The 21,593-nt window shown below is 65.3% G+C and carries 20 protein-coding genes; 10 read left to right on the top strand and 10 right to left on the bottom strand.

Translation table 11 applies throughout. The features are described 5' to 3' along the window. Positions 1-80: 80 nt before the first annotated feature. Entirely contained in the window at positions 81-842 is a 762-nt protein-coding gene (trmD, locus tag ACS8Y6_RS09500; protein WP_440855468.1) for a tRNA (guanosine(37)-N1)-methyltransferase TrmD, read from the top strand. A gap of 113 nt (positions 843-955) precedes the next feature. Further along, positions 956-1,303 (top strand): 50S ribosomal protein L19, encoded by a 348-nt coding sequence (gene rplS, locus ACS8Y6_RS09495; RefSeq protein WP_109994928.1) that lies wholly within the window; start codon positions 956-958, stop codon positions 1,301-1,303. Positions 1,304-1,412: 109 nt separating this feature from the next. Here the strand turns inward: rplS and ACS8Y6_RS09490 are convergent, their stop codons facing one another. Beyond that, positions 1,413-1,958: a C40 family peptidase gene (locus tag ACS8Y6_RS09490; RefSeq protein ID WP_440855446.1), complete on the bottom strand. Its 546-nt coding sequence runs from the start codon at positions 1,956-1,958 to the stop codon at positions 1,413-1,415. 72 nt (positions 1,959-2,030) lie between these two features. Continuing rightward, positions 2,031-3,047, bottom strand: a complete 1,017-nt coding sequence (gene trxB / locus ACS8Y6_RS09485; protein ID WP_440850374.1) for a thioredoxin-disulfide reductase — start codon at positions 3,045-3,047, stop codon at positions 2,031-2,033. A 161-nt stretch (positions 3,048-3,208) separates the two neighbouring features. Between trxB and sppA the strand changes: the two genes are divergently transcribed. Both sppA and ACS8Y6_RS09475 read left to right on the top strand, forming a co-directional pair. Continuing rightward, positions 3,209-5,074, top strand: coding sequence for a signal peptide peptidase SppA (gene sppA, locus ACS8Y6_RS09480; protein ID WP_440850373.1), 1,866 nt, complete (start codon positions 3,209-3,211; stop codon positions 5,072-5,074). A 3-nt stretch (positions 5,075-5,077) separates the two neighbouring features. Next, positions 5,078-6,043 carry a glutathione S-transferase family protein gene (locus tag ACS8Y6_RS09475; RefSeq protein WP_440850372.1) on the top strand — a complete coding sequence of 322 codons (966 nt, stop codon included), beginning with the start codon at positions 5,078-5,080 and terminating at the stop codon, positions 6,041-6,043. 18 nt (positions 6,044-6,061) lie between these two features. On the opposite strand, the gene ACS8Y6_RS09470 is transcribed toward ACS8Y6_RS09475, so the two are convergent. After that, a complete protein-coding gene (locus tag ACS8Y6_RS09470) occupies positions 6,062-6,865 on the bottom strand; it encodes a glycerophosphodiester phosphodiesterase (protein WP_440850371.1) in 804 nt (267 codons plus the stop codon). Between the two features lie 112 nt (positions 6,866-6,977). On the opposite strand from ACS8Y6_RS09470, the gene metC reads away from it, so the two are divergent. Continuing rightward, on the top strand, positions 6,978-8,147 hold the full coding sequence (gene metC / locus ACS8Y6_RS09465; protein WP_440855445.1) for a cystathionine beta-lyase: 1,170 nt from the start codon (positions 6,978-6,980) through the stop codon (positions 8,145-8,147). Positions 8,148-8,227: 80 nt separating this feature from the next. Here the strand turns inward: metC and ACS8Y6_RS09460 are convergent, their stop codons facing one another. Together ACS8Y6_RS09460 and egtC are read right to left on the bottom strand one after the other, a co-directional pair. After that, positions 8,228-9,358, bottom strand: coding sequence for an SUMF1/EgtB/PvdO family nonheme iron enzyme (locus ACS8Y6_RS09460; RefSeq protein ID WP_440850369.1), 1,131 nt, complete (start codon positions 9,356-9,358; stop codon positions 8,228-8,230). Between the two features lie 21 nt (positions 9,359-9,379). Next, positions 9,380-10,117, bottom strand: a complete 738-nt coding sequence (gene egtC, locus ACS8Y6_RS09455; protein ID WP_440850368.1) for an ergothioneine biosynthesis protein EgtC — start codon at positions 10,115-10,117, stop codon at positions 9,380-9,382. 67 nt (positions 10,118-10,184) lie between these two features. On the opposite strand from egtC, the gene egtD reads away from it, so the two are divergent. Further along, positions 10,185-11,183, top strand: a complete 999-nt coding sequence (egtD, locus tag ACS8Y6_RS09450; protein WP_440850367.1) for an L-histidine N(alpha)-methyltransferase — start codon at positions 10,185-10,187, stop codon at positions 11,181-11,183. Positions 11,184-11,244: 61 nt separating this feature from the next. Here the strand turns inward: egtD and argF are convergent, their stop codons facing one another. Beyond that, a complete protein-coding gene (gene argF / locus ACS8Y6_RS09445) occupies positions 11,245-12,144 on the bottom strand; it encodes an ornithine carbamoyltransferase (RefSeq protein ID WP_440850366.1) in 900 nt (299 codons plus the stop codon). 162 nt (positions 12,145-12,306) lie between these two features. Then, complete coding sequence (locus ACS8Y6_RS09440; protein ID WP_440850365.1) at positions 12,307-12,915, bottom strand: superoxide dismutase; 609 nt, start codon at positions 12,913-12,915, stop codon at positions 12,307-12,309. Between the two features lie 259 nt (positions 12,916-13,174). Here ACS8Y6_RS09440 and grxD point away from each other — a divergent pair, with 259 nt between their 5' ends. The 3 genes from grxD to ACS8Y6_RS09425 all read left to right on the top strand — a co-directional run bounded on the left by grxD (position 13,175) and on the right by ACS8Y6_RS09425 (position 16,140). Continuing rightward, positions 13,175-13,516, top strand: a complete 342-nt coding sequence (gene grxD / locus ACS8Y6_RS09435) for a Grx4 family monothiol glutaredoxin (protein WP_199678848.1) — start codon at positions 13,175-13,177, stop codon at positions 13,514-13,516. A gap of 126 nt (positions 13,517-13,642) precedes the next feature. After that, the gene (locus tag ACS8Y6_RS09430; RefSeq protein WP_440850364.1) at positions 13,643-14,410 is read left to right on the top strand and encodes a competence/damage-inducible protein A; all 768 of its coding nucleotides are present in this window, start codon (positions 13,643-13,645) and stop codon (positions 14,408-14,410) included. 95 nt (positions 14,411-14,505) lie between these two features. Then, the gene (locus tag ACS8Y6_RS09425) at positions 14,506-16,140 is read left to right on the top strand and encodes a putative bifunctional diguanylate cyclase/phosphodiesterase (RefSeq protein ID WP_440855444.1); all 1,635 of its coding nucleotides are present in this window, start codon (positions 14,506-14,508) and stop codon (positions 16,138-16,140) included. 261 nt (positions 16,141-16,401) lie between these two features. Here the strand turns inward: ACS8Y6_RS09425 and ACS8Y6_RS09420 are convergent, their stop codons facing one another. Genes ACS8Y6_RS09420 through ppsA form a run of 3 tightly spaced genes read right to left on the bottom strand, consistent with a single transcriptional unit; the run spans position 16,402 to position 20,587 of the window. Beyond that, positions 16,402-17,388, bottom strand: coding sequence for an MBL fold metallo-hydrolase (locus ACS8Y6_RS09420; RefSeq protein WP_440850362.1), 987 nt, complete (start codon positions 17,386-17,388; stop codon positions 16,402-16,404). Next, the gene (locus ACS8Y6_RS09415; protein ID WP_440850361.1) at positions 17,385-18,200 is read right to left on the bottom strand and encodes a sulfurtransferase; all 816 of its coding nucleotides are present in this window, start codon (positions 18,198-18,200) and stop codon (positions 17,385-17,387) included. Before ACS8Y6_RS09415 ends, ACS8Y6_RS09420 begins: the two co-directional genes overlap by 4 nt. Positions 18,201-18,217: 17 nt before the next feature. Further along, entirely contained in the window at positions 18,218-20,587 is a 2,370-nt protein-coding gene (ppsA, locus tag ACS8Y6_RS09410) for a phosphoenolpyruvate synthase (RefSeq protein WP_440850360.1), read from the bottom strand. Between the two features lie 165 nt (positions 20,588-20,752). Between ppsA and ppsR the strand changes: the two genes are divergently transcribed. Continuing rightward, a complete protein-coding gene (ppsR, locus tag ACS8Y6_RS09405) occupies positions 20,753-21,589 on the top strand; it encodes a posphoenolpyruvate synthetase regulatory kinase/phosphorylase PpsR (protein WP_440850359.1) in 837 nt (278 codons plus the stop codon). Positions 21,590-21,593: the final 4 nt, after the last annotated feature.

The raw sequence follows: 21,593 nt of genomic DNA, 5'->3' as shown, positions 1-21,593 counted from the left end.
GCCCTGCTGGGCCTCGACGCCCGCGCCGCCGTGGCCGACTCGAATCCGCGAAGCCCATGCCGCCAGCCGAGTTCCTGCCCATGCGTATCGATGCCATCACGCTGTTTCCCGAATGGCTGCTTGAGATCGAGCGCTACGGTGTGGTCGGGCGCGGGTTGCGCGAAGGTCGTCTTTCGCTGGCGGCCTGGAATCCACGCGACTACACGACCCATCCCACACGGCGCGTCGATGACCGCCCCTACGGCGGGGGGCCGGGCATGGTCATGCAGAGCGCGCCGCTGGTGGCCACGCTCGACGCGGTGGCGCACCGGCGTGGCGACGCGCGGCCGGTGCCGGTGCTGCTCATGTCGCCGCAGGGCGAACGCTTCGATCAGCGCTGGGCGGAACACCTGGCCGAAGGCTCCGGCTTTGTTCTGCTGTGCGGGCGCTATGAAGGCATCGATCAGCGGTTCATCGATCGTTACGTGGATGCGGAAATCTCGGCCGGCGACGTCGTGCTCTCGGGCGGCGAGCTGCCGGCGATGATGATCATCGACGCCGTGGCCCGGCTGGTCGACGGCGTCCTCGGTGACGCGCGTTCGGCGGCCCAGGATTCGTTCGCCGACACCATCCTCGATCATCCGCATTACACCCGGCCGCCCGGCGATGCCGGCGATTCGGTTCCGGACGTGCTGTTATCGGGCGATCATGCGAAAATCGCACGATGGCGAGAGAAGCAGGCTCTCGGCCGGACCTGGCTGCGACGTCCGGACCTGCTCGACGGTATCGAGCTGGACCCGCGCCAGCAGACGCTGTTGGCCGAGTTCATCGGCGAATATGCCGAGCGCACGCCGCGATCATGAAAAACCCCAAATAATTCCGGCCAGGGGTCCCCAAAGCCGCGTTCTTTCCGGTATAATCCGCCGACTTTGAACGCCCACCCACGGCTGACAACCTACGATTTCAGAGGCAGGCCATGAGCAACATCATCGACGAATTGGACGCCGAGCAGCAAAGCGGCAAGAACATCCCGGATTTCTCCGCCGGTGATACCGTGGTTGTCCAGGTGCGCGTGGTCGAAGGCGATCGCGAGCGCCTGCAGGCCTTCGAGGGCGTGGTGATCGCCAAGCGCAACCGTGGCCTGAACTCGGCCTTCACAGTGCGCAAGGTATCGCACGGCGAAGGGGTGGAGCGCGTGTTCCAGACCTTTTCGCCGGGTATCGCCGAGATCAAGGTGCTGCGTCGTGGCGACGTGCGCCGTGCCAAGCTGTACTTCCTGCGCCAGCGCAGCGGCAAGTCGGCGCGTATCCGCGAAAAGCTGTAGCCTCGCCCGCCGTATCCGCGGCCGGTGGAAAAAAAGGCGTCTTTCGAGACGCCTTTTTTCGTTCGATTCCGGTACAAGGATTATCCGCGCCGGAGCGGTCGAGCCACGGCTATGACGAGGTGTTGCGGTTCTTCGGCAGGATGCGCGACACGCCCACCAGGCGCTGTGACCAGTACCGACCGTCCAGCTTGATCCGGCGCACGCCGCCCCCCTGGGCCGATGGGCCGGGCACGGCGATGACGGCCACGTTCGGGTCGACCACCACGCCCACGGTCATGCGCCCGCGTCCGTCCTTGCTGTCGGTGCGGAAGAAGACGAGGTCGCCGGGTTGGGCCTGCGCCAGCGGGATCGGTTGGCCGGCATCGAGCTGATCGGCGAGACTACGCGGCAGTGCCCGCCCGTTCCGGCGGTACGCGTAGTAGGCGAGGCCGCTGTCGTCGAACTGGCTCGGGCCGGCCATGTGCCGGGCGTAGCGGTCGCCGACCTGTGCCAGCGCGACCGCGGCCACGCTGCGGCGTGCGGGCGTGGTCTGTGCAAGCGTCTGCTGGACACTTTCCGATTGCGGGCCCGCGGTGCAGGCCGACAGTGTGGCCGCACAAACCAGCGCCAGGCCGGCGCCCGCACGGGCGCGAGTGAGAGGGCATCGGTATTTCATGACCGCTCATGATGCCGCAAGCGCGGGCCAGCGGCCAGACGCGCCGTAGCGCGCCGGCGGCCCGCGCCCCGATCAGAGTGCGCGATGGGCGACCTGGCTTTCGACATGGGCTTCGCGCGGGGTTTCATCCGCGAGCAGGGCGTCGAGATACTTCTCGGCGTCGAGTGCGGCCATGCAGCCGGTCCCGGCCGAGGTCACCGCCTGACGATAGACGTGATCCATGACATCGCCGGCCGCAAAGACACCGGGCTTGCTGGTGGCCGTGGCATTGCCCTGAGTACCGCTCTGCACCTTGATGTAACCGCCTTCCATATCCAACTGGTCGACAAAGATATCGGTATTGGGCTTATGGCCGATCGCGATGAAGATGCCATCGACCGACAGTTCCTGTGTTGCGCCGGTTTTCGCGTGGCGGAAACGACCGCCGGTCACGCCCATTTCGTCGCCCAGGACTTCGTCGAGTTCGTGGTCCCAGATGATGCTCACGTTGCCGTTGGCGGCCTTGTCGAACAGCTTGTCGGCCAGGATCTTCTCGCCGCGGAACTTGTCGCGCCGGTGCACGATGGTCACGTGCGCGGCCAGATTCGACAGATACAGGGCTTCCTCGAGCGCGGTGTTGCCGCCGCCGACCACGGCCACGTTCTTGTTGCGATAGAAGAAGCCGTCGCAGGTGGCACAGGCCGAGATGCCACGACCCATGAATTGGCTCTCGGATTCGAGGCCGAGATAGCGAGCGGTCGCCCCGGTGGCGATGATCAACGCATCGCAGGTGTAAACACCCGAGTCGCCCGCCAGCCGGTACGGCGGGGCCGACAGATCGGTGGTGTGGATCTGGTCGTGGATCATGCGCGTGTCGAAGCGCTCGGCGTGCTGTTTCATGCGCGCCATCAGACCGGGGCCCTGCAGGCCCTCGACGTCGCCCGGCCAGTTGTCGACATCCGTGGTGGTCATCAACTGTCCGCCCTGCTCGATGCCGGTGATCATGACCGGTTCCAGATTGGCCCGCGCGGCGTAGATGGCGGCCGTGTAGCCGGCCGGGCCGGAGCCCAGGATGATCAGGCGGTGATGCGTGGCATCGGTGTGGCTCATGATGTCAGATCGGATGTCGGGTGAATGCCGCTAAACTGCGGCACGTATCGGGCGGATTCAAGTCGCGCGGCCCGTGTTGGGTCGCTACACTGGCGGCTCGCGACAGGAATACGAACTGGCTTTACGACCGCGCGCATCGCGTCGGTCTCATGGGAGACGCTGTGGCTGGCAAACCGTCTTTTTTCCGGCGCCTGGTCGGGGGACTCTGGCGCACGCTCGCGCTGATCTATTCGCTGATCTTCCTGTTGATTCTCATCGCGATTCCGGTGTCGATCTACCTGGTCCTGCATCACCCGGCGCCGCCGGTGCCGAGCCAGGCGGTGCTCGTGGTCGATCCGGTGGGCAACCTGGTGGAACAGGAAAGCGGGGTCGGCGGTCTGGTGCAGAGCGCCCTGTCGGATCAGGGTAAGCCCTCGGTGGTGCGGCGTCTGATCACTGCGCTCGACCGCGCCCGGCACGATGACCGGATCAAGGAAGTCCTGCTCAAGCTGGACGATCTGGGCGGTGCCGCACCCGGCCAGTTGCAGGATCTGATTGCCGCCATCGATCGCTTCAAGAAGTCGGGCAAGCCGGTGATCGCCTGGTCCGATGCGTACGACGAAACCCAGTACGAGCTGGCCAGTCATGCCGACAGGATCTACGTCGACCCGCTCGGTTACGTGCTGCTGACGGGCTACGGCGCCTATCGGACCTATTACAAGGACGCGCTCGACAAGCTCGGCGTGACCGTCAACGTGTTTCGCGTCGGCAAGTACAAATCCTACGTGGAGCCCTATACGCGCAACGACATGTCGCCGGCCGCCCGGGCCGACAACCGCAAGTGGATGGACTCGCTTTGGGGTACGTACAAAAAGACGGTGACCGCCGATCGCGGCATCACACCCGCGGATATCGATCAATACATCGCCAACTATGCCTCGAATCTCGTGGCCAACCACGGCAATGCCGCGGCGCTGGCCCGCAAGGCCGGTCTGGTGGATGCGATCAGTACGCTGCACGATTTGCATAAACCGTTGATCGCCAAGGTGGGGCGGGACCCGGCCAGCGGCAGTTTCAATCAGGTGAACCAGGACGATTACCTGGCCGATACCCACGGCCATACGAGCGCGAACGAGTCCAGGCTGGCCGTGGTCACGGTCTCCGGCGATATCGTCAATGGCCAAAGCGTGCCCGGTTCGGCGGGCGGTGAGACCATATCGCGGCTGATCGACACCGCGCGCCGCGACGACCACGTGGCCGGCCTTGTGCTGCGGGTCAATTCGCCGGGCGGTTCGGTGACCGCAGCCGAGCGGATACGGCGCTCGGTAGTGGCGTTCCGTCAGGCTGGCAAGCCGGTGGTGGTGTCCATGGCGGGCATGGCGGCCTCGGGCGGCTACTGGATTTCGATGAATGCCAACCAGATCTGGGCCGAGCCGTCTACGATCACGGGTTCGATCGGTATCTTCGCGATCGTGCCGACGTTCTCCAAGCCACTGAACAAGCTTGGCATTCATACCGACGGCGTGGGCACAACCAGGCTGGCCGGTGCGATGCGGCTGGACAAACCGTTGTCCGAGCCGGTCAAAACGATACTCCAGGCCGGCGTCGAGCGCGGCTACCACCAGTTCATCGGCCACGTGGCGCAGGCACGCGACATGTCGACCGATGCCGTCGACAAGATCGCCCAGGGGCGCGTGTGGAGCGGGGCCGGCGCCAAGCGGATCGGCCTGGTCGATAAACTGGGCGATGTCACCCAGGCGGAGGCGGCCGCGGCGAAGCTCGCCGGACTTAACCCGGCGCATTACAAGCTTCAGTCCATGCAGCCGCCGACGGACTGGCGCGCCGCCGTGCAGCAGTTGCTGAGCAGCCACATCACCGCATCGTTGCTGCCGTCGTGGCTGGCCGCGCCGGCCCATACCGATGCCGTGAATTTCCTGCGCAGCCTGAGCGACCCGCATGGCCTGTATGCGCGCTGCTTCTGCCGGATACAATCCGCCGATACACTCAATGGCGCCGCCAGGGCGCGCAATGCTTTGAAGGCACGTTAGTCTATGGGATTGCTCATCGATGGCCACTGGCACGACCAGTGGTATGACACCGATTCGAACGCCGGCCGTTTCGTTCGCGAGTCCGCCGGCTTTCGCAACTGGATCGATTCGAACGAGAACAGCGCTTTCACGCCGCAGGCCGGGCGGTATCACCTGTACGTGTCCCTGGCCTGCCCGTGGGCACACCGGGCCTTGATACTGCGCCGGCTGAAAGGCCTCGAGAAGGTGATCGGCCTATCGATCGTCGATCCCTACATGGGTGAATACGGCTGGCAGTTCTCGGATGTAGCGGGCGCCATTCCGGATCCGCTTTACGGACTCGATTACCTGCACCAGCTTTACCAGAAGGCCGCGCCCGACTATACCGGGCGCGTGACCACGCCCACGCTCTGGGATACGGTGCACGAGACCATCGTGTCGAACGAATCGGCCGATATCGTGCGCATGTTCAATTCGGCCTTCGACGCGCTGGCCGAGCACCCGGATCGCGACTACTATCCCGAAGCGCTGCGGGCCGAGATCGACGCGGTCAACGAACGGGTCTATCACGACGTCAACAACGGTGTGTACAAGGCCGGGTTCGCGACCACGCAGGCTGCGTACGAACAGGCGTTTGACGCGGTCTTCGAGACGCTGGACTGGCTCGACACGCGTCTGGGCGGACAGCGCTATCTGGTGGGCGGGCAAGTAACCGAGGCCGACTGGCGCCTGTTCGTCACGCTCGTGCGTTTCGATGCCGTCTACTACAGTCATTTCAAGTGCAACCGTCAGCGGATCGCGGACTATCCGCATCTGGCCGGCTATCTGCGCGAGTTGTACCAGGTTCCGGGCGTCGCGGACACCGTGAACATGCAGCACATCAAACAGCACTACTACCGCAGCCATCCGGGTATCAATCCGACAGGTATCGTCCCGGTGGGCCCGGCGCTGGATTTCGAGGCACCGCCCGAGCGTGGCCATCTGCCCTAGGGGCCTGGGGCCCCGGGATCACATCCGGCGGCTACGGGCCCGCGCCTGTTCCAGCATACTCTGGAGCGTCACGGGCTGGTTGGTGAATATCCAGGGGATGCCACGGCCGATTTCGCGTTCGAGCAGGCCGCGCCGGCTGACGAAGCCGCTGCCGATCAGGCGGTCGTGTCGTTGGCTGTCACGAATGTCGGTGCGTCGAATGAACAGATACGGACCGGCGATCCCGCCGCAGTCGTGCCGGCGGCTCCAGGCGCGAATCGCCCGCCAGTTGCTTTTGGCCACCGGTACGCGTGCATTGGCCGGCAGCTCCGCCACCGCGTCGAACAGGGCGGGGTCGAGCGCGAGGACGTGATAATCGTCGCCGGCCGTGAGTCCGGCAAGGTGTTCGCGCATTCGGGTTTCGGCCCGGGTCGAGCCGCGCGTCTTCAATTCGATCATCAGATGGGTCCGATCGCCATAGCGCTCGACGATCTCGGCAAGATGCGGCAGCTCGGGGGCACAAGCGCGCAGCGCGGGCCAGGTGAGTACGTCGATGCGCTCGGGACGCCCGAATACACGCGACAGATCGGCATCATGCACGACCACGGGTTCGTCGTCGGCGGTATAGCGGACATCGAACTCGATCGCACCGACGCCGGCCTGCACCGCGAGATCGAAGGCAGCGAGCGTATTTTCCTTGATGTGCACGCCGTCACGCGCCCCGCGATGGGCGACGATCATGCTGCGTTCGAGCTGCGCGCGCGCCGGACGACGGCGCGGCCAGGCCGCCAGGACGGCCTCGATCAGCCAGAGGAGGTAATGTTCGACGAAATGCTGCAACACGGTCTGTACGAACGGATCGACGCGCGATTATAACGGCTTGCCGCCGGATGCAGCGTGGCCAGGCGCGCTCGTTATGCCTATCCTCAGTGGTTGGTACATCGACAGGCGACTCATGAAACAAGCCACGCGTCTCGTTCACGCCGGGCGTCGGCCCGCCGCGCACTACGGCATGGTCAACACGCCCGTTTATCACGCATCCACGGTGTTGTTCGACAACCTGGCCGCGTTCGATGCCTCGCAGGCCGACCCGTTCGCGGGTGTGCACTATGGCCGACTGGGTACGCCCACGCAGTTCGCGTTCGAACAGGCCGTGGCCGAGCTCGAGGGGGCGCACGGCGCCGTGAGCACATGCTCCGGCCTGGCGGCGATCGCGACCGCGCTGCTTTCGGTGGTGGCGGCCGGCGATCATCTGCTCGTGGCCGATAACGTCTATGGTCCGACGCGCAAGCTTTGCGACGGCCTGCTCGCCCGGCTCGGCATCGAAACCGAGTACGTGGATCCGTTGATTTCGGCCGAAGCGCTGGCCGCATGCTTTCGCGACAACACGCGCGCGCTGTTTGTCGAAGCGCCCGGTTCGCTGACCTTCGAGATTTCGGACGTACCGGCGCTCGCGGCCGTGGCGCGCGCGCGGGGTGCCTGCGTGATTGCCGACAATACCTGGGGCACGCCGATTTATTTCGATGCCTTCGCCCACGGTATCGACCTGTCGGTGCACGCGGCGACGAAATACATCGTCGGTCACTCGGATGCCATGCTCGGCGTCGTGAATTGCCGCGATGCCGAGTATTACCGGGCGGTGCGGCATACCTCCATCGCGCTCGGCTACTGTGCCGGCCCGGACGATGTCTATCTCGGCGCGCGCGGGCTGCGCACACTCGGCCAGCGTTTGCCGGTCCACGAAGCCAACGGTCTGGCGCTGGCGAACTGGCTCGCCGAGCAGCCGGCGGTGGCCCGCGTGCTGCATCCGGCCCGGGCCGATCATCCGCAGCACCACCTCTGGCAACGCGATTTCACCGGTGCCTGCGGGCTGTTCGCGATCGAGCTGATACCGGCGGACCGTCAGCGGCTGGCCGCGCTCATCGACGGGCTGGCTTATTACGGTCTGGGGGCATCCTGGGGCGGTTACGAAAGCCTTGTGTTGCCGGTGACGCCGGCCGCCTCGCGCACGGCCACGCACTGGCAGGCGCCGGGCCCGCTGCTGCGCATCCACGCCGGGCTCGAGGACATCGCCGATCTCATCGACGATATGGCAGCGGGGCTGGCGCGTTACACCGCCGCCTGAGCGGGCGCGGCAGGCCAAGGCGGCCGGCGCGCGGCGATCACTCGGCCGTGGTGCCCAGGCGCGGCGGCACGTGGCGGTTGTCACCAGGCCAGACGCAGCCCGGCAAAGATATGGCGGTGCGTCGGCGGGTAGAAGTTGCGGAAACCGGGCCGCCTGATATCGGCCTCGGTATGAACACTCGCGCCACGCGTGACGTAATGATGGCGGTCGAACCAGGGTTTGGAATAACCGTCGTAGGGAAACGCCCTGAAGCCGGGATACGGCTTGAATGCGCTGTCGCACCATTCCCAGACCTGGCCGGTCGCATCGAGCGGTACCGTGCGCGCGGCGGCTTCCCACTCGTGCTCGGCGGGCAGGCGGGCGCCGGCATGGCGTGCGAATGCCCGCGCTTCGTACCAGCCGATGCCGTGTACCGGCGCGTCGCCGATGGGCTGGCTCCCATCGTGTCCGGCAATGCGCCAGCCGTCGTCCGCGGCGCGCCAGTGCTGGGGATGATCGATGCCCGCGGTGCAGCGCCAGCGCCACCCGTCGTCGTCCCAGAGCTCGTGGCGATCGTAGCCGCCGTCCTGCATGAAGCCCAGCCACTCGGCGTTGCTTACCGGGCGGCTGGCGATGTCGAAAGCCGCGATCTCGCGTTCGTGGACCGGTTTTTCGTTGTCGTAGGCGGCGACGCCGGGCGTGCCCAGGCGGAGTCGTTGTGCGGGCACCGGCACACGCCGGTCGCGTGCCGGTGCCGCGGTCCGCAGCGTCGCCGTGTCCAGGCCCGCTTCGAGATCGAGCTGGGCGGCGGCCAGGCGCATGGTTTCCAGGTGCTGGGCGTAGTGCTGGCGCAGAAAGGCCTGCAGATAGCCCTGTTGTAACAATTCATGGCCGGACTCGGCGGCGCGTTGCCAGTAATGGTCGTTCACGATGGTGACTTCATCGGTCCATTCGCGCATGGCGCGCGGTCCGGGCAGGCGTGCCCCCCGTGTGTGCTTGGCGCATTCCTCGGGGAAATACAGCCCGCACCAAGGCGTGGTGATCGAACGATCCCCGAATATATGCTCGGCCAACCAGTAATTCTCCGCGAAAAACACATGGCCCACGTGCCACAGCAGCGGGCTGAGGTCGGGGTGAGGCTGGCGCCGCAGCGTCGCCTCGTCGCGGCCCTCCAGCATGGCCTGCGATGCGCGCCGCAGTGCGGCCAGACGCGAGCAGGGTTGCGCAGTCATGATGCGAGTCCGTTCAGCAAGTCAGGGCCCGAGCGTAACAACGTGTTCCGGAACGACAGCTTGCCAGCCGGCATCGTCGTCGAAAGCTTCGGAGGCGATCACGCTGCCACCGTGCCATGCGCGATGGACATACAGCGATGGCGCGGCGGTGTTGAATGCGCTGCGTACGGCGACGATCTCCCGGCCGTCGGTTAAAATCATGTTGAGAAGCGCTTTCAGTTCCCCGTGCCCGTCCAGCCATTCGTGAACCCGGCGCAACGCCTGTGCCAGGCGCTCGGCCAGCGCCCCGTTCTGCTGGCGTACCAGGGCAAACAGGTATTCTGAATCGGTGTTCCCATTGATGGTCTGTTCAATGGCCGGCGCGAGTTCCGCGCGCACCCGCGCGCGCAGAGTGGCGGCGAAGTTCTGGATATAGCCGTTGTGGGCGAACAGGAGGCCGTCGCCGGCAAAGGGCTGGGTATTGGCGTGATCGGTGCCGAGGCCCGGCGTGGCGCTTCTGACGTTGCCCACCCATGCCCCCCGGCGCAGACTGCGCGCCAGTGCATCGACGTTGCCATCGGCCCAGATCGGCAACGTATGCCGGTAGACCGCGGGCTGGCCGTCATCGGCATACCAACCGACCCCCCAGCCGTCGGCATTGACGGTGGCGCTGGCCATCTCGCGTGCGTCCCACGACTGACGCGCCAGGCTATGCGGCGTGGCGTCGAGGAATTGGCGCAGCGAACAGGGCGGGCCGAGATAGGCGGCGATTCGGCACATGGCAGCGGCAACGGTGGATGGGTCGACCCATGATAACCTCGAAGCCTGCCATTACATCGCCTGTTTCATGAGTCGAGATGTTCTGTCCACGCGGCTGGTCCATCACCGCGTGGCGCCCCTGCGTCGCATGCCCGGTCTGGCCGAGGATGCCCGGGCAGGGTTGATGGAGCGGCCGCGCTGGCTGCCGCCGAAGTATTTCTACGACGCGCGCGGTTCGCAGCTGTTCGAGGCGATCTGCGACACCCCCGAGTATTACCCGACGCGCGCCGAAGCCGCGTTGCTCGCGGCCGAGTCCCGGCGCGTGATCGAGCGCATGCGGCCGGCGCATATCATCGAGCTCGGCAGTGGCAGCGCGCGCAAGACGCGATGCCTGCTCGCCGCGTGCGATGCGCTGGGCGTGCACCCGTGTTACTGGCCGTTCGAGGTCAGCACGCAGATCATGATCGACTCGGCCGAGCAGTTGATCGGGGACTATGAATGGCTGCATGTCGAGGCCATGAGCGGCGATTACACCGCCGGGCTGGCCCACCTGCCGTTACCGGCCGATGCGGCGCGGCGTCTGTTCGTGTTTCTCGGCGGAACCCTCGGCAACTTCGAGCCGGCCCAGGCGGATGCGTTCCTGGCCGAGATCGTCGCGCTGATGGGCCCGGGTGACGCGCTGCTGATCGGCCTGGATCGGGTCAAGGACGTCGCCGTGCTCGAGGCGGCGTACGACGATGCCGCCGGTTACACGGCCGCGTTCAACAAGAACGTGCTCAACGTCCTCAACCGGACGCTGGGCGGTGATATATCGCTGGATCTCTATCGGCACCAGGCCGTGTTCAACCGGCCGTTGTCGCGGATCGAGATGCGGCTGATCGCCGAACGGCCGCACCGGGTGCATCTGCAGGCGCTCGGCCGGCGCTTCGACATGGCTGCCGGGGAGTCGATTCTCACTGAAATCAGCCGCAAGTTCTCGCGCGACGACATCGCGTCCCTGCTGGCGCGTGCCGGGCTGCGCGAGGCGGAACACTTCGAGTACGGCGCGGGCGATTACTCGCTGGTGCTGGCGGTGCCCGGCGCCTGATCCGGCGCCGCCAGGCGGCCCGGCGCGGGCCTCGAGATGTCCCGGCCGGGCGGCGTGCGCGTTACGCGACGTCGAGCAATTTGAGCAGCAGTGCCGTCTGGGCATGCAGGCGGTTTTCTGCCTCGTCCCAGACCACGCTGGCGGGCCCGTCGATTACTTCGGCGCTGACTTCCTCACCGCGGTGAGCCGGCAGGCAATGCATGAACAGGGCATCATCCGCGGCCCAGCTCATGAGCGCGCGATTGACCTGATAGTTGGCGAAGTCCGCGAGGCGGGTTTCGCGATCGTCCTCATCGCCCATGCTGGCCCAGACATCCGTGACCACGAGATTGGCGCCGTCCACCGCTTCCTGGGCCTGTTCGCACACGGTTACCGCCGCGCCCGCGTCACGCAGCATGAGTGCGTCCGGACGATAGCCTTCGGGGGCCGCGATGCGCAGCGAGAAACCCATCAGGCGGGCGGCGTTGATATACGAGTGGCACATGTTGTTGCCATCGCCGATCCAGGCCACCTTCGCGCCGCGGATCGAGCCGCGATGCTCGACGTAGGTCTGCAGGTCGGCCAGCAATTGACAGGGATGCAGGCGATCGGTCAGGCCGTTGATCACCGGGGCCTTGGAATAGGCGGCGAACTGTTCCAGCACCGCATGTGAGTGGTTGCGGATCATGATGGCGTCGCACATGCCCGACAGCACGCGTGCGGTGTCCTCCACCGGTTCGCCGCGCCCGATCTGGGTATCGCCCGGCGACAGGAAGATGGCGTGGCCGCCGAGCCGTGTCATGGCCGCCTCGAACGAAACGCGGGTGCGGGTGGAGGCCTTTTCGAACACCATCGCCAGACTCTTGCCGATCAGCGGGCGGTCGGACGGCGCGCGGCGCTTGCGCTCGATGGCGCGTTCGATCAGATCTTCGATACCGGCAGTGCCCAGATCGTCCAGGCTGAGGAAATGTCGCGAACTCATGAATGAATGGGGATCGTGGATGAATGGAAAGCCAAAGCATCATGCACGCCGCGCGGGCGCGCGCGCCCTGATACTTTCGGCGGGCAGACGCGCAATCCTCCAATAAAAAGGACCCCGCCGCAATGCGACGGGGCCCCGAGTCGGGCTTGGCGCCGAGCGTGCTTAGCTGGCCGCCTCGAACTTCTTGGCGATGCCGTCCCAGTCGACGACGTTCCACCAGGCTTCCACGTACTCCGGCTTGCGGTTCTGGTACTTCAGGTAGAAGGCATGCTCCCACACGTCCAGACCCATGATCGGCTTACCGGATTCCGCAACCACGTCCATGATCGGGTTGTCCTGGTTGGGCGTCGGCACGATCTTGAGCTGATCGCCGCCGGCCGGGACCAGCCACACGAAGCCGGAACCGAACAGTCCGGTCGCCTCGCCGGTGAACTTCTCCTTGAAGTCATCGAACGAACCGAAGCTCTTGTCGATCGCCTCGGCCAGTTTGCCGGTTGGCTTGCCGCCGCCGTTGGGCGACATCGTTTCCCAGAAGATGATGTGGTTGAGATAACCACCGCCCTGGTTGCGTACGGCGGCACCGTGCTGGCCCGCGTTGGCCAGGATCGTCTCCAGATCCTGGTCCGCCAGCGGCGTGCCATCGATGGCTTTCTGGAACTTGGTCAGATAAGCATTGTGGTGCTTGTCGTGATGGATCTCCATGGTGCGCCCGTCGATGTAGGGCTCGAGCGCATCATAATCGTAGGGCAGATCGGGCAGTTCAAATGCCATGACGGTGTCCTTGTTGTCATGAATGAATCAACGTCACTCCCTTATATAAGGATTACGCCTTGTATTTCAAAGGCGGCGCGCGCCCCGGGCGCGCACACGCCGACCGTACGGGCGATCGGGCCGCAGGCCGGGTCTCGGTTGCGCCCTCGGCGCGGTACGCGGCGCGCGCCGCGGATCGGGGTCGCACGGTCTTGATCGGAAGCCGTTTACACCCCAGTTATAATGCATTCACATCTAACCCGACATCGAGGTAGGGCCAATGAGCGCGAAAGCTATGGAAGTCATCAAGCAGGAAGTCGAGGGCAACCCGATCGTGCTTTACATGAAGGGGACGCCGGACTTTCCGCAATGTGGCTTCTCGGCGCGCAGCGCCGAGGCAATCAAGGCCTGCGGCGTGCCGTTCAAGGCCGTCAACGTATTCGACGACGAACAGATCTATCGCCAGGGCGTGAAGGTGTACTCGAACTGGCCGACGATCCCGCAGCTGTTCGTCAACGGCGAACTGGTCGGCGGTTCGGATATCGTGATGGACCTGTTCCAGTCCGGCGAACTGAAGCCGATGCTGGAAAAAGCCGCGACCCAGGAATCGGCCGGCGGTTGATCCGCAGCCTTCCACGCCGCCGCCGCCGGGCTTCGACGCCCGGCGGCGGCGGCGATTCGGTGTGCACAGGGCGAGCGCTCGGTCGGGCTGATGAGCCGTTGACGCCGCTCACGACGAGGACGGTTCATGACGACGGGCGCGGATAACCCTCATATCGGCATTATTCTGATCGGCGACGAGTTGCTCTCGGGCAAGCGCCAGGACAAGCACATGCCCGCCGTCATCGAGATGCTGCACGAGCGCGGGCTCGAACTGGCCTGGGCGCGCCTGGTGGGCGACGATGCGACGCTTCTCGAGCGTACGCTGGCCGAGACCATGGGCGCCGACGATATCGTTTTCAGCTTTGGCGGCATCGGCGCCACGCCCGACGACCGTACCCGGCAGTGCGCCGCGCGTGCGGCCGGTCGCGCGCTCGAAATCAACGCGGCGGGCCGCGACATACTCGAGACAAGGTTCGGTAACGAGGCCTACCCGAACCGTATCCACATGGTCGAATGGCCAGCCGGGTCCGAAGTGATTCCGAACCCGATCAACCAGGTGCCCGGCTTCAGCCTGGGCGATCATCATTTCGTGCCCGGTTTTCCGCGCATGGCGTGGCCGATGGTGGCCTGGGTGCTGGATACGCATTACGCCCATCTGCACGATGCCGAGCGCGATGTTGAATATCTGGTCGAAGTGTTCGATACGCCCGAAAGCGCGCTGATCGATCTTATGCAGGCGGTGATGGATGCGCATCCGGCGGTTCGTGTGGCCTGTCTGCCCGCCGCCGACGGCCGGCGCCGGATCGAATTCGGCGTTCGCGGCCGGCCGGCACCGGCCGCCGCGGCGTTCGATGCCCTGGTTGCGGCATTGAATGAATCGGCTATTCCAACGGGCGCCTGTACCTCGCGCTAGGGTTTAGGTAGTCTTGCCCGGAAGCTAGATCTTTGAGCTCGCAGTAAAAACGATGAACGCGACAGGGGGTCGTCGCTGCGGGCAAAGGGGGGGACTTGGACGGTAGCCGTCGCCTGCGCCTGTTGAGCCTGTCGCGCGTTTTGCGCAGCCGGGTTACGCGCACGGCTTATTATGGGTTGGCGATCGCCGTCATCGCCATCCTCGTTGCCACCGTGGCCAACGCCTTCATACAGGAGGGCGGGGCCACGATCGGCAAGCTCTGGAACGCCCAGCTGAACAATCCGACGTTGTGGTTACTGGACGCCATGCCGTTCGTGTTCCTGCTGTGGGGCCAGTATGTCGGGCTGGTGGTATCGACCGAAGCCAGTGCCATGGTGCTCGACGAGACCGAGACCCTGCGCGGCGACAATGCGGCACTCGCGGCCGAGGCGCAGCGCTCGCAGCGCATCGATTCGCTCACCGGGCTGATTAATCGCAGCCACTTCGTCGACAGCCTTCAAGCCGGTATCGAGTCGGCCTATCTGAATGCGACACGGGTCGGCGTGATCGTGCTCGACCTGGACGGCTTCTCCGAGATCAATGAACACTACGGACAGGCAAACGGCGACCGCGTACTGATCGCGGTGGCCCGTCGTCTGGAGCGGGTGGTGCCGGAATCCGCGACACTGAGCCGGCTGAACGCCGATCGATTCGGCGTGGCGATCATGGCGCTGGCGTCGCTGTGCGAGCTCGAGCGGGTGGCCGAGCGAATCAGGGATGCCATCATCCCGCCGTGTCCGCTCGACGGCATGTCGCTGCAACTCGCGGCGAGCGCGGGCGGCGCGTACTACCCCGATAATGCCATCGACGCCTATGGTTTGATCGACGCGGCCAGCCAGACGATGTATGAAGTCAAATCGCGCGGCGGTGACTTCAGCATGGCCTGTTCGACACGCAGGGTGGACGGTGTGGCCATGCATTCGTTGTCGGCGGAACTGCGCCGCGCGATTGACGACGACGAACTGGTTCTGTATCTCCAGCCGCTGGTGGACGCTTCGACGTCCGAAGTCTATGGCGCCGAGGCGCTTGTCCGATGGCAACATCCGCGCCGCGGCCTGATCATGCCGGGCGATTTCATTCCGCGCGCCGAACGCAGCGGATTGATAAATGACCTCACGCTCTGGGTGTTGCGCCGCGCGGTCAAGTATGCCGGGGTGTTGCGCCGGGATGGTCGCGATCTGCGCATCTCGATCAACGTATCGGCACGCTCGATTCTACGGCCGGATTTCGCCGACACCCTGGAAATGTTGCTGGCGGTCCAGGGGCTGCCCGGGGCGGCGCTGACGCTCGAACTGACCGAGGATACGCTCATGGCCGACCAGGCCCGGACGCTGGAGGTCATGACGCGATTGGCGGGTGGCGGCGTACAGGTATCGATCGACGATTTCGGCACGGGCTATTCGCAGCTGTCCTATCTCAAGCGCCTGCCGGTCGCGGAGATCAAGATCGATCGCTCGTTCGTGCAGGACATGCTCGAGTCGGATACGGATCTGTCGATCGTGTCGGCCACCATCGGACTGGCGCATGCCCTGAATCTGCGGGCCGTGGGCGAGGGCGTGGAGTCGGCCGGCCAGCTCGATCGCCTGCAAGAACTGGGCTGCGACCTCACCCAGGGTTTTTACATCGGGCGGCCCATGCCCCTGGAACAGTTCCAGCAGTGGCTGAGCGACTGGGACCATAAACACGCTTGACGAGGTGCAAGGCTCGCACGCGGACCGACCCGCGATTGCTCGCGCAGCTGAAGCCGCAGCGCCTTGATGCTGCGGGTGGTTGGCGCTGATTTGCGTGCATTGGCGGACAAATGCCCCGGCTCATTCCGGCCGCTGCGTGGGCGACATCATCAACAAGATACTTGCATAGCGGCGAGCGGTGCCATGGGGCGGCGCTCGTGGCGCCGGCGTTTCGTGACGCGCGGCCGGCGGGGTCGCGCGTCGCCCCAGCGGAACCGGCGCTCAGCCGAGTTCGAACACCTGGCCGAATTGCGGCGCGACGAAGGCATCGTCGTCGACGCCGTGGCGCTGCCGCGCCGCCGCCAGGTCGTGAGCCGGTTGCTCACGGCCTTCGTCGGTGAGCTTGAACGTCGCAAAATGAATACCCATGGAGCGTCGGGCCGCGAGGTCGCGATGGGCTTGCACGGCATCGTCGGGATTCATGTGCTGGCGGCGCATCAAATCGCGCGGCTCATAGGCGCCGATCGGCAACAAGGCCAGATCGGGTATGCCCAGACGCTCGCGGATCCAGCGGAAATGCGGACCGTATCCGGTATCGCCCGCGAAATACAGGCGTCGTTCCGGGGTCTCGATCCAGAAGCCCGCCCACAGGCTGCGGTTGCGGTCGAACAGCCCCCGGCGCGACCAGTGCTGAGCCGGTACCGCGGTGATCGACAGAGCCTCGGCGGTCGGTCGCGCGCTGTGCCACCAATCCAGCGTCACGATCCGGCGGCTGCCCCGGCGGGCGAACCATGCATCGAGGCCGAGGCCGGCGACGAAAACCGGATCATCCCGACGAACCAGGGCGGCGATGGTGGCGCGGTCCAGGTGGTCGTAATGGGCATGGCTGATCAGCACCAGATCGATCGGCGGCAGATGCTGCCAGTCGATGGCCGGCGGCGTATGGCGACGCACGCCGATACCCGGTAGCGGGCCGACGCGCGCGGCATACACCGGATCGGTGATCAGGTTCAGGCCATCGATCTGGATGAGCACGCAGGCATGCCCGATCCAGGTCACACGCGGCGCATGTGAGCGCCGCGGCGGTATGTTCGGATTGTCTTTGTTCGCCGCATCGGGCGCGGCCGGCGGCCAGCCGGGGCCGCGTGGCCGCAACAGCCAGCGCCACAGGCCGAAGCGACTGGTCTGGCCGTGATCGTGCCAGGGGTTGGAGAAGCGTCGCCCGTCGAAGTTCGCGCCCGGGCGGGGCGGTCCGAACGATGCACTCAAGAGCCGCTGTCCACCGGCGTATCCATCGCGTTGCCCCAGTCCGACCACGCGCCCGGATAGCCGCGCACGCGCGTGTAGCCGAGGGCCTTGAGCACCAGATAGGCGTACGACGAACGCACGTGGGTCTGGCAGTAGGTGGTCACCTCGTTCGATGCGTCGATATCGCGATCGGCAAGCATACGACGGACCTCGGCCAGATCCCGTAGTTGCCCGTGCTCGTTCTTCAGCCGGTTCCAGTCGAGATTCACCGCGCCGGGGATGTGGCCGCCGCGGGCGCTGCGGACGTCGTCACCGACAAACTCGGCTTCGCTGCGGACATCGAGAAAACGCACGTCGGCGGCATCGAGATGCTGACGGATCCACGCCCTGTCGGCGATGGCCTGCGTGCGGCGTGCAATACGGAAGTCGCCGGCCCCGGCCGCAGGCGCGCCGGACTCGAGCGCAAACGAGGCCGCCTGCCAGGCGGCCAGGCCGCCGTCCAGAAGGCTGAATGCGTCGTGGCCGGCCACGTCGAGCGTGTAGAGCAGACGCGCGGCCTGGCCGTCGCCGGCGCGGTCGTAGGCCACGATATGCGCGTCGTGACGCAGACCGGCCGCCGACAGCGTTCGCCCCAGCGTGTGGTCGTCGGGAATCAGGCCGCCGGTGTCCCCGTCACGGGCCATGATATCGGCCATCGCGATCAACCGGGCGCCCGGGATATGCGCGCGGGCGAAATCCTCGGGCGTATCGACGGCAACAATCTGCACGTCGGCGTCGTCCATCGCCGCGTGCAGCGCCGCGGGTTTGACGAACAGGTCCAGCTTGGCGGCCATGATGCTCCGTTCTCCGGTTAGACGTTTTCCCCGGCCAGGAACAGCCAGGTCGAGACCACGGTATCGGGATTGAGCGACATGCTTTCAATCCCCTGGTCGAGCAGCCAGCGCGCCAGGTCAGGGTAGTCCGATGGGCCCTGGCCGCAGATGCCGACGTATTTGTTATTGCGTTTGCAGGCGGTGATCGCTTTTTCCAGCATGATCTTGACCGCCGGGTCGCGCTCGTCGAACAGATGCGAGATCAGGCCCGAGTCGCGATCCAGGCCGAGCGAGAGCTGGGTCATGTCGTTCGAGCCGATCGAAAAGCCGTCGAAGTATTCCAGGAACTCGTCGGCCAAGACGGCGTTGGACGGCAACTCACACATCATGATGATCTTGAGACCGTTCTCGCCGCGCTTGAAGCCGTGTGATTCGAGCAGCTCGGACACGCCCTTGGCCTCGCCCAGTGTACGCACGAACGGGATCATCATCTGGACGTTGGTCAGCCCCATGTCGCCGCGCACCCGTTTCATGGCTTCCAGCTCCAGCTCGAAGCAGGGCTTGAAGTCCTCGGCCAGATAGCGCGATGCGCCGCGCCAGCCGATCATCGGGTTTTCTTCCTCGGGCTCGTAGGCGTCGCCGCCGATGAGGTTGGCGTATTCGTTGGACTTGAAGTCCGACAGGCGCACGATCACCGGCTTGGGATGGAAGGCCGCCGCGATGGTCGAAATACCTTCGACCAGACGATCGATGTAGAAGTTGACCGGGTCTTTATAACCGGCGATATGGGCGTCGATGGTCGCCTTGAGTTCATCGGGCTGCTGATCGTACTCGAGCAGCGCACGCGGATGGATGCCGATCTGACGGTTGATGATGAATTCGAGCCGTGCGAGACCCACGCCTTCGTTCGGGATCGAGGCGAAATCGAATGCCCGCTCCGGATTGCCGACGTTCATCATGATCTTGGTGCCGATCTCGGGCATCCGGTCGAGCGAGACTTCGTCGACGTTGAAGTCGATGGCGCCTTGGTAGACATAGCCGGTATCGCCTTCGGCACAGGAGACCGTCACGTCGATGCCGTCGGCGAGTTTTTTGGTGGCGTGCCCGGTGCCGACCACGGCGGGAATGCCCAGCTCACGCGCGATGATCGCGGCGTGACAGGTGCGTCCGCCGCGGTTGGTGACGATCGCCGCGGCGCGCTTCATTACCGGCTCCCAGTCGGGGTCGGTCATGTCGGTGACCAGGATGTCGCCGTTCTCGACCTTGTTCATTTCCTTGATGGAGGCGACATTGCGCACCCGCCCGGCACCCACGCGCTGTCCGATCGAGCGGCCGGTGACCAGCACCTCGTGGCCGGCGGCATCGAGGCTGTAGCGCTCCAGCGTCGCGGCATTGCTCTTCACGGTTTCCGGGCGCGCCTGCAGGATATAGAGCTTGCCGGTCTCGCCGTCCTTGCCCCATTCGATGTCCATCGGCCGGCCGTAGTGTTGCTCGATCGTCATGGCCTGCGTGGCGAGCGCTTCGGCGTCCTCATCCGACAGCGAGAAGCGGCGCTGGTCGGCGGTGTCGACGTCGACGAACTCGGTGGTCTTGCCGTGCGTGCGGTCAGCCGTATAGACCATCTTGACCGCCTTGCCGCCCTTTACGCGGCGCAGGATCGCCGGCCGGCCGGCGGTGATGTTGTCCTTGTAGACATAGTATTCGTCCGGGTTGACCGCGCCCTGGACCACGGCTTCGCCCAGGCCCCAGGAACTGGTGATGAACACCACCTTGTCGAAACCGGACTCGGTGTCGATGGTGAACATCACGCCCGAGGCGCCGGTGTCCGAGCGCACCATGCGCTGGATGCCGGCCGACAGTGCCACCTGGCTGTGCTCGAAGCCCTTGTGCACGCGATAGGAGATGGCGCGGTCGTTGAACAGCGACGCGAATACGTCCTTGATCGCGAGCATGATGTTGTCGAGCCCGCGCACATTGAGAAAGGTTTCCTGCTGGCCGGCGAAGGACGCATCCGGCAGGTCCTCGGCGGTGGCCGAACTGCGCACCGCGACCGCCATGTCATCCTGGCCCTCGGCGAGCGTGGCGAACGCATCACGGATGGCGGCTTCGAGCGCGGGCGGGAAGGGGTGGTCGAGCACCCACTGGCGGATCTTCGAGCCGGTCTCGACCAGCGCATCGACGTCGTCCACGTCCAGCGTGTCGAGCGCCTGGTTGATGCGGTCGGCCAGACCATCGTGGGCCAGGAATTCGCGATAGGCCGAGGCCGTGGTGGCGAAGCCGTCCGGCACCGAGACGCCGGCATCCGCCAGATGGCTGATCATCTCGCCCAGGGAGGCGTTCTTGCCGCCCACAGACGCGACGTCGTTCATTCCCAGCTGGCTGAACCAGGCTACATACGAGTTATCCACGCTCGCTCTCCTCCGAAGTGAAATCCACAGACACGATGTAAAAATCTCGGCTGCCGCATTCTACACGCAGGATGAACCGGCGGGCACCGTGCCGGGCGGGGTGGCTGCGGTGCGGGCCGATGAATGCCTCTGGTGGTCGCGGGGATGGTCGGGCACGATGACAGCATGAGTACGACCGATGCCCCACTGCGTTCCATTTTCTTTTTGTCCGATCGAACCGGCATTACGGCCGAGACGCTTGGCGCCACGCTGTTGACGCAGTTCGACGAGAGTCAGTTCAAGCAGTCGACGCTGCCGTTCATCAACTCCGATGAAAAAGCGCGTACCGCACTCGAATACATCGAGCACATGGGACGCACGACCGGCCTCAAGCCCATCGTGTTCTCGACTACCGTGTCGGACAGCGTTCGTCACATACTGCGCAGCGGCGACGTGTTGTTCATGGACCTGTTCGACAGCTTCCTGCCGCCGCTCGAGGCGGAACTGGAGACGAAGTCGAGTCATCTGGAAGGGCGTGCGCACGGCATCGCCGACAAGGATGTCTACGAATCGCGCATCGAGGCCATGAACTACGCCCTGACGCACGACGACGGTGTCGGCGAGCAGGGTTACGACGACGCCCACGTAATCCTGGTCGCGCCATCGCGCTGTGGCAAGACGCCGGTGTGTATCTACCTTGCCATGCAGCACGGCATCTACGCGGCCAACTACCCCCTCGCCGAGGAAGACTTTGAAGGGCGTCGATTGCCGTCAGCGCTGGCGCCGCACAAGGACAAACTCTACGGCCTGTGCATCTCGGCGGATCGTCTGCACCAGATCCGCAGCGCGCGCCGACGCGGCAGTCGGTATGCGGATGTCGGCCAGGTCAGTTACGAATTGCGTCAGGCCGAGCAGCTGTACAAGCGCCACGGCATTCCCTATGCCGACACCACCAACAAGTCGATCGAGGAGATCGCGACGCTCATCATGGAAGACAAACACCTGCGGCGACGGTCGTTCTGATGCC

The organism is Salinisphaera sp. RV14, from assembly GCF_052044135.1.
In the GTDB taxonomy this organism is placed as follows: domain Bacteria; phylum Pseudomonadota; class Gammaproteobacteria; order Nevskiales; family Salinisphaeraceae; genus Salinisphaera.
Note: the sequence above shows the minus strand (reverse complement) of the source record. Positions and strands in the feature narration are given on the sequence as shown.